This window comes from Paenibacillus sp. 01T422, assembly GCF_056398785.1.
The window spans coordinates 1-6,866 of sequence record NZ_JBFTQB010000281.1 but is presented as its reverse complement, the minus strand read 5'-3'; the positions used below and the strand labels follow the sequence as shown (position 1 = coordinate 6,866).

The window sequence follows — 6,866 nt, the reverse complement described above, 5'->3', positions numbered from 1 at the left end:
GAGTTATGATTAGTTAAAAGGTGAATCCGCAACTTTGATGGAATCAGTTGGGCAGCCATCTTGTGCATCCTGTAGATCATCAAATAGATCTTCTGGAATTTCAGTTACCCCTTTGTTGCCATCTCCATCAAAAATCACTTCTGCCAAGCCCTCATCATCGTAATCATAGATGTCTGGTGCTGTAGCTCCGCAAGCGCCACAAGCAATACAAGTATCTTTATCAACGAATGTATACTTTGCCATAGTTTAACTCCTCCTCATTTTATCCTCATTGTAAAATATAATATAAATGAGGACAAAGTTCAAACCTTAAAATTGTTCTACCTTAAAATACCTCTCAACAAAGTCTGCAAGAGCAACAATGTCATTCAAATCAAGCGTTGGCAGGCTTGACAAATGAGAATCCAGCGCCGCCACATCCGTTGCAATCGCGATAGGTTCCTCTTCTAGAGCTTGAATAATTTCACTCTGCTCTATTGTACGAAAAACAGCGATCTTTGGATGCTTTTCCCGCTTAAATCCTTCAACAAAAACATAATCCATGTGAGAAAAAGCTTCGATCTGCTCTTGCAGGTCAGGCTTGCGTTTTTTCTCGTAGACATGAATAGAATCAATAGAGATTGTCACAACTGCTTCCGCACCGGATTGCGCAAAAATTGCCGAGTCTGTTCCGGATGCTTCTTTATAATGTCCATGAGCATCATGTTTCAATACAGCAATCCGTTTGCCGCGACGCTTCATTTCTATGACCAACTTGGTAATCAGAGTCGTTTTCCCGCTGCCCGAATATCCGGCAAAACCGATACAATGTGCCATCGCGCCTCACTTCTCCTCTTCCTTATGAAGCGGATTGTTCTTCAAGTGATCCATCTGCAAGGAAGTTCCTCTAGACTTGTGATTTCTAATGAAAGCAGAAGGATCGTCGCTCATCATTCCTGCGGTCAGAATCGCATTCTCCCCAAACTTATCTCGAAGTCCATCCATGATTTTATTTAAATTTTCACGTTTTGGCTGCTTCTCATAGTCGAATAAATCAAGCTGCACAAACGTCTCTTCCTTACTAGTTAGATTTTGCACGGTAATTCCTAACAACCGGACTGGGTTCCCGTCTTCCCACTGATGATCGTACAACTGGCAGGAAGTTCTGTAGATATCATCCATATGCTCCGTTGGCGTCGGCAAAGTAACGGATCTCGTAATCGTCCTCATTTCTGGATCACGAATGGTGATTTGAATCGTAGACGCCATCAATTCTTGCTTACGGAGCCTTCTTGCCACTTGATCTGCAAGATTCAAGAAGACTCGGTGAATATCTTTTCTTTCTATATAATCCCGCGGCAATGTAGTCGTATGACCGATAGATTTGCTTTGCTCTTGCTCCGGGTTAACCAGCGAGTTATCGATGCCATTCGCTGAACGCTTTAAGTGTGGTCCCATAATACCAAAATGTTTACTCAGCAATAACTCGTCGCCTTCTGCTAGTTGACCTAACGTAAGTATTCCCAGCTTCGTTAGCTTATCCGCCGTCTTTTTGCCGATTCCAAATAAATAGTTACATGGTTTGTCCCATAACGAAGTAGGCACGTCCCGCAGACGCAGAACAGAAATTCCATTTGGTTTTTTCATATCCGAGCCCATCTTGGCTAATAATTTATTTGGCGCAACACCAATGGAGCAGGGTAACTGCAACTCATTCATAATCCTTAGCTGGATTGCTGCGGCAATTTCAAGCGGAGTGCCAAACTGTTTAGACCCAGTAATATCTACAAAACACTCATCTATCGACATAGATTCAACCATCGGTGAATAGCTATAGGCGATTTGCATAAAACGTCTTGAAAAACTACGATACAATTCAAAATCTGGTCGAATAAGAATCAAATCAGGACATATTTTCAATGCTTGTCTGACCTGCATGCCCGTCTTAATCCCAATCGATCGCGCAGCATAAGATGAAGTAACAATGATCCCTCTGCGGAGCTCGACACTTCCTGCTACTGCAATGGGTTTTCCTCTATATAGTTCAGGCTCAACAGCCTCATGGACCGAACAATAGAACGCATTCATATCGATATGTAAAATAACTCTGCCTTGCTTGGGATAGTGGTGCTCGACCGTCGTCATTTCACAACCCCTCCCATGATCAAAGACCTAATCTAAAGCCAATTTCAGCATACAAAAAAATATTGTTTCAAGCAAACGCAATTTTGAGTTATGATGTCTTTACCCGTAATATTGTGGTATAATCGTAAATTATACATTAGCGCTTTAAAGCAAGCATATTAACCTACACATCAGCATCCAAGTCACTTTTGCTAGCTTTTGAAGGAGGAACCCATGCCAACATCAGTCAAAATCTTCGACACCACACTACGAGACGGAACTCAAGGAGAAGGCATTAGCCTATCTGTTGAGGATAAAATTAAAATTGCCCGGAAGCTCGACGAGCTTGGGGTTCATTATATTGAAGGCGGATGGCCGGGCAGCAACAGCAAAGACATCGAATTCTTTGAGCGTGTCCGGGACATGAAGTTCACCAATGCCAAGATTACCGCTTTCGGAAGCACGCGACGCAAAGATTCCATTGCTTCAGATGACATTAATCTGAACAGACTTGTTGAGTCAGGTGCGCAGGTAGCAACAATTTTCGGGAAGTCATGGGACTTCCACGTGCATACAGCTATTCAAACGACACTCGAAGAAAATCTGGCTATGATCTATGACTCCGTTCTTTTTTTGAAAAGTTCTGGATTAGAAGTCATATATGATGCAGAGCATTTCTTTGACGGCTACAAAAATAACCCTGAGTACGCCCTGCAAACGATCAAAAAAGCTCAAGACGCAGGTGCAGACTGGATCGTATTATGTGATACTAACGGCGGTTCTCTCCCTAGTGAAGTAACAGCAATCGTGACAGCAGTGAAGAAGCACGTATCAACACCTGTTGGTGTTCACGCTCATAACGATTGCGAGTTAGGCGTAGCCAACAGCCTTGCTGCCRTTCAAGCAGGCGCTGGGCAGGTCCAAGGTACGATTAACGGATACGGCGAGCGTTGTGGCAATGCCAACCTGAGCTCGATTATCCCTAACCTTCAACTGAAATTGGGATACCACGTAATCACTGAGGAACAGTTGAAAACATTAACGCCGGTTTCAAGATATATCAGCGAAATTGCCAACATGCATATGCCGATCAATCAGCCATATGTAGGCAACGCTGCATTCGCTCACAAAGGCGGAATTCACGTCTCTGCGATCCTTAAAGATGCAAGCACATATGAGCACACGAAACCAGAGCTTGTAGGTAACAAGCAGCGCGTCCTTGTCTCAGAGCTTGCTGGCCAAAGCAATGTGCTTGTCAAAGCGCAAGAGCTGAACTTAGACTTCGATAAAGATCATCAGAAAACCAAAGAAGTGATCGAGAAGATCAAAGATCTAGAACATCAAGGCTACCAATTCGAAGGAGCGGACGCAACACTTGAGTTATTGCTGCGCGAAGCATTCGAAGGACTTGAAGAGATCTTTACCTTAGAATCATTCAAAATGCTTGTTGAGAAATCCGCGAACCAATCCGTCGTATCCGAAGCCATCGTCAAAGTGAAGGTTCATGGCGAAACGATCTACACCGCGGCTGAAGGAAATGGTCCAGTCAATGCCTTGGATAATGCTTTACGCAAAGCGCTTATCCAATATTACCCGGACATTAAGAACATTCACCTTTCAGACTACAAAGTGCGTGTCCTCGACGAGAAAGACGCTACTGCCGGTAAAGTTCGCGTGCTTATGGAAACAACTGACTTTAACACAACTTGGAACACACTAGGGGTGTCCAGCAACATCATCGAAGCTAGTTGGTATGCACTTGTGGACAGCTTGCGTTATGCCCTCATCAGCAGACAACGTGTCGAGCCAGCCAACAAAGAGCAGAACGAGCGACTTGGTTTGATCAATCACTAAGACCTTCCAGAAAAGACAAAAGCTGCAAATTAGTCCCTGAGACTAACTTGCAGCTTTTTTGTCACCCCTTGATGAGACTAGCAATTTTCTTGTCCAGCTCTTTTGGTGGAAGCACGTGAATAACCTCACGAACGACTCCATTTTTGTCAATTAGAAAACTGGTTGGAATCGCAACAACGCGGTAAGTATCCGCATTCGTTCCCTGCTTATCCAGAAGCACTGGGAAGGGGTATTTATACGTATCCACGAATTTTTTGATATTCTCCATTTTATCCCCAGGCGTCACATTCACCGCATACAAATCAAACTGTCCTTCGTATTTGTTATACACATTCACCAGATCCGGCGCTTCTTCCTCACAAGGACCGCACCAGGATGCCCAAAAATTAACGAGCAAAGGCTTCTCACGCGGACCGCCAATCGTATACGATTTCCCATCAAGCCCTGTCAAAGTAAACGAAGGGGCAAGGAAATTCGCTTGTGGTGCTTGCTCTGTAGGCATTAATGTTTGTTTATTCTTATGCAGGGCATTCTGGTAGATAGCTAACCCCGCTAATAATACGACCAATACGATTACAAATACATTTTTCTTCAAAAATGTGTTCACCTCCATTGTCTATATTATCTCCAATTCAGATCAATTTCCAACATTGGCATGTCAACAAAGTATGGTTTCACCAATTACGGGAAAAGTAAGTCTACCAATTACCCTGAAAGGAATAATCAAAGTGAACAAAGTTGCAACTCCCAACGCCAGAACCAAAAACAGATTTAGCGACAGTGCCAACAACGGCTCTAACAATGATTCCAATGGTTCAAACAACAAATCAAACAGCAAGTCCAAGGACAAATCAAGCAAAGGCTCCATTTGGGAATATGTCGCATTAGCAACAATTCCTTTAGTACTCGTCTTAGGGAATTCCATGCTAGTCCCTATTTTACCTGATCTGCAGGAAAAGATGGGTATCTCCCGCTTCCAAAGCTCTCTAGTCATTACACTATTCTCCATCACAGCAGGCATCATCATCCCGGTGTCTGGTTACTTATCAGACCGTTTCACCCGGAAATCTGTCATCATTCCATCACTCATCGTGTATGGAGCAGCAGGCGTTCTAGCAGGCTTTGCAGCTGTTTGGAACTCTTATTCCATCCTTATCATCGCGCGCGCCATACAAGGCCTCGGAGCGGCTGGCACAGCCCCTATAGCCATGGCATTGGTTGGTGATTTGTATAAAGGTGGAGATGCGAGCAAAGCTCTAGGGCTCATTGAAGCCTCCAATGGAGCAGGTAAAGTTGTTAGCCCAATATTAGGCTCCTTACTTGCCATAATCGTCTGGTTTGCCCCATTTTTCGCATTTCCGATATTTTGTGTCTTAGCTTTGCTGGCTGTTATTTTTATGATCAAAGAACCTCCGAACGAGAAAAAAGCAGATCCTCTTGGCGTCTACTTAAAGCAAATAAGAGATATTCTTGGGGAAAAAGGACGGTGGCTGATCCCATCATTTTTCGCCGGGGCAATCACCCTATTTATACTTTTCGGCGTTCTCTTTTATTTATCTCAAATATTAGAAGAAAAACCTTACAGTATCGAGGGAGTCCGCAAAGGGTTCGTACTGGCTGTTCCTCTCCTTTGCATGGTCATAACCTCGTATACAACGGGTGCTAAAATCAAACAAAATGGCACATTGATGCGTTGGTTAATGAATATCGGACTGATCTTGATGACAGTCTCCTTAACGTTAGCGATCTTCCTCAACACGAATCTATACGTTTTCATCGGACTTCTTTCGCTTAGCGGAATTGGAACTGGTCTCCTGCTTCCCTGTTTAAACACCATGATCACCGGATGTGTAGAACGCGACCAACGCGGCATGATCACGTCTTTGTACAACAGCCTTCGCTTTATCGGCGTTGCATTTGGACCGCCATTATTCGGATGGCTCATGAATATATCACACAAAACCTTATTTATAACAGTAGCCTCACTGGCTCTCCTGATGTTAGCGCTTGTCTTTTTCTGTATTAAACCGAATGAAGTACTGAAAGAAAAAGCATGATATACTAGCCTCAATCTTGGTAGCATTTATAAGGCGGGGCGCTAATGACCATCTATTTTAAAAAAGAACTCTACACGCAGCTGCTTCAATTCAGTCAGCAAAAAATGCCTGAGGAAGCCTGCGGCCTCATTCTAGGTAAACAATCTACGAGCACAAATGGAGAGCTTCTAGGCTCTTCCTTTGTTCCCATGCGCAATTGCTCCGCCAACCCTCAAACTCATTTCGAGTTGAGTCCAGTTGAGATGATTCCCTTTCTAACAAATAGCCAAAACCCTGTGATTGGCTTGTTCCATTCACACCCGACTACCCCCGCGGTTCCATCCGCCGCGGATCTGCAGACCCTTTGGCACACGATTCCTTCCTATTGGGTTTTGTCTTTGATGAATCCTGATAAGCCTGAATTGCTGCTTTACCAAATAAAAAAAGCCTCATCGACCAGTTATCACAAACTCGCGTTTGTAATTGGTCAATGATGGCTTAAGAGGGCGTATAGATCACCTAACGTATCCACATTCCTCGCTTTAATCTCCTCCATGAATCGAGACCACAGCTCTGCTGTCATCAAGGAATCCTCAAGGGCATGGTGACGCTGTGTAACCGGAATTTCATAGGCATGAAGCAAGGAATCCAAGCTTAAATTTTTCCTTTTTGGCATTAGCCACTTCGCAATCATCATCGTATCAAGCACACGGTGAGACAAACTCACCTTAGAAGTGCGCCAGAGCGCAGAATTCAGAAAGTTTTTATCATGCCCTGTTGCATGAGCAACCAAAATTCGCTGTTGTACAAATTCCAGAAAATCGCTCAAAACACCGATCAATTCAGGTGCATCCGCGACCATTTCATTTGTAA

At 43.9% G+C, this 6,866-nt stretch carries 8 protein-coding genes; 3 read left to right on the top strand and 5 right to left on the bottom strand.

What is annotated here, in order from left to right; translation table 11 throughout:
• Positions 1–9: 9 nt before the first annotated feature.
• From AC1DUA_RS16940 to AC1DUA_RS16930, 3 genes are all read right to left on the bottom strand, one after another.
• On the bottom strand, positions 10–243 hold the full coding sequence (locus tag AC1DUA_RS16940) for a ferredoxin (protein WP_127454548.1): 234 nt from the start codon (positions 241–243) through the stop codon (positions 10–12).
• 66 nt (positions 244–309) lie between these two features.
• Positions 310–816, bottom strand: coding sequence for a molybdopterin-guanine dinucleotide biosynthesis protein B (gene mobB, locus AC1DUA_RS16935; protein WP_477500881.1), 507 nt, complete (start codon positions 814–816; stop codon positions 310–312).
• Between the two features lie 6 nt (positions 817–822).
• Entirely contained in the window at positions 823–2,124 is a 1,302-nt protein-coding gene (locus AC1DUA_RS16930) for a DNA polymerase IV (protein ID WP_477500880.1), read from the bottom strand.
• A gap of 213 nt (positions 2,125–2,337) precedes the next feature.
• On the opposite strand from AC1DUA_RS16930, the gene cimA reads away from it, so the two are divergent.
• On the top strand, positions 2,338–3,957 hold the full coding sequence (gene cimA, locus AC1DUA_RS16925) for a citramalate synthase (protein ID WP_477500879.1): 1,620 nt from the start codon (positions 2,338–2,340) through the stop codon (positions 3,955–3,957).
• Positions 3,958–4,018: 61 nt separating this feature from the next.
• Here cimA and AC1DUA_RS16920 read toward each other — a convergent pair whose 3' ends face one another.
• Positions 4,019–4,552, bottom strand: coding sequence for a TlpA family protein disulfide reductase (locus tag AC1DUA_RS16920; protein ID WP_477500878.1), 534 nt, complete (start codon positions 4,550–4,552; stop codon positions 4,019–4,021).
• A 133-nt stretch (positions 4,553–4,685) separates the two neighbouring features.
• On the opposite strand from AC1DUA_RS16920, the gene AC1DUA_RS16915 reads away from it, so the two are divergent.
• Together AC1DUA_RS16915 and AC1DUA_RS16910 are read left to right on the top strand one after the other, a co-directional pair.
• The gene (locus tag AC1DUA_RS16915) at positions 4,686–6,014 is read left to right on the top strand and encodes an MFS transporter (protein WP_477500877.1); all 1,329 of its coding nucleotides are present in this window, start codon (positions 4,686–4,688) and stop codon (positions 6,012–6,014) included.
• A gap of 44 nt (positions 6,015–6,058) precedes the next feature.
• Entirely contained in the window at positions 6,059–6,487 is a 429-nt protein-coding gene (locus AC1DUA_RS16910; RefSeq protein WP_477500876.1) for a M67 family metallopeptidase, read from the top strand.
• Here the strand turns inward: AC1DUA_RS16910 and AC1DUA_RS16905 are convergent.
• Positions 6,481–6,866, bottom strand: a 386-nt coding sequence (locus tag AC1DUA_RS16905) for an exonuclease domain-containing protein (RefSeq protein WP_477500875.1), incomplete at its 5' end; no start/stop codon positions are given. The two genes, AC1DUA_RS16910 and AC1DUA_RS16905, sit on opposite strands and share 7 nt — an antisense overlap.